2 protein-coding genes and 1 pseudogene are annotated in these 1,221 nt (G+C 59.5%); all 3 read left to right on the forward strand.

Translation table 11 applies throughout. The features are described 5' to 3' along the window. A pseudogene (gene rbcL / locus Q7U29_RS19500) lies at positions 1 to 179 on the forward strand (ribulose-bisphosphate carboxylase large subunit); the annotation flags it as partial. Between the two features lie 11 nt (positions 180 to 190). Continuing rightward, positions 191 to 613, forward strand: coding sequence for a ribulose bisphosphate carboxylase small subunit (locus tag Q7U29_RS19505; RefSeq protein WP_304744043.1), 423 nt, complete (start codon positions 191 to 193; stop codon positions 611 to 613). Between the two features lie 164 nt (positions 614 to 777). Continuing rightward, on the forward strand, positions 778 to 1,221 hold a 444-nt coding region (locus Q7U29_RS19510; RefSeq protein ID WP_304744045.1), incomplete at its 3' end, for an AAA family ATPase.

Below are 1,221 nucleotides of genomic sequence, written 5' to 3' on the forward strand. Positions count from 1 at the left end.
ATGATCCTGGCCCGCAATGAAGGCCGCGACTATCTGCACGAGGGGCCGGAGATCCTGGCCAGGCGGCGCAGACCTGCACGCCGCTTAGGTCGGCGCTGGAGGTCTGGAAGGACGTCACCTTCAATTACGAATCGACCGACATGCCCGACTACGCCCCCACCGCCAGCGTCTCGATATAAGGAGCAGGACCATGCGCGTTACCCAAGGCTGTTTCTCTTTCCTGCCCGATCTCACCGACCAGCAGATATCGGCGCAGGTGCAATATTGTCTCGGCAAGGGCTGGGCGGTGAACATCGAATTCACCGACGATCCGCACCCCCGCAACACGTTCTGGGAAATGTGGGGCCTGCCGATGTTTGACCTGCGCGATGCTGCCGGCGTGCTGATGGAGCTCAACGAATGCCGCAAGGTTTATGGCGACAGCTACATCCGGATGTCGGCGTTCGATTCCAGCCCCGGCTGGGAGTCGGTGCGGATGTCCTTCATCGTCAATCGGCCGAAGGACGAACCCGGCTTCCGGCTTGAACGGCACGAGGTTGAGGGCCGCAACATCCGCTACACAACCAAATCCTACGCCGCTGATCGCCCTGAAGGCCGACGCTATGGTGCGTAATACCATCCGGACCGGAACGCACCATTTACCTCCCTGGTCGCGGTTTCTCCCGGGTGTACTGCTCCGTCACCGCCGAAGCGGTGACGGAGCTTCCTTATTCTTGCCGAAACCTGCACGCGAGGCGTGCGCGTCAGAATTTGTGCGATGCTACTAGACGGTAAGCGATGACAGATAGCGTCAGTCTTCGAGAGGAACTTGAGGTCGTCGGCATCGACGAGATTCTTGAGCAGCTCAATCGCGAGCTGATTGGTCTCCAGCCTGTCAAGACCCGCATTCGAGAGATTTCGTCACTGCTGCTGATCGAGCGTATCCGCAAACGAATGGGGCTGAGTTCGGAGACGCCCACGCTGCACATGTCGTTCACCGGCAATCCCGGTACTGGCAAAACGACCGTGGCGCTGAGGATCGCGGGAATTCTTCACAAACTCGGTTTCGTGCGCCGGGGACAGGTGGTGTCAGTCACGCGCGACGAGCTGGTGGGCCAGTACATCGGGCATACGGCTCCCAAGACCAAAGAGATTCTCAAGAAGGCGATGGGTGGCGTCCTGTTCATCGACGAAGCCTACTATTTGCATCGGCCAGACAACGAGCGCGACTACGGACAAGAG

Source organism: Bradyrhizobium sp. (assembly GCF_030654605.1).
GTDB lineage: Bacteria > Pseudomonadota > Alphaproteobacteria > Rhizobiales > Xanthobacteraceae > Bradyrhizobium.

Coding starts and splice junctions, on each gene's coding strand:
- Q7U29_RS19505 (WP_304744043.1), top strand. CDS start 191: ATGCGCGTTACCCAAGGCTGTTTCTCTTTCCTGCCCGATCTCACCGAC.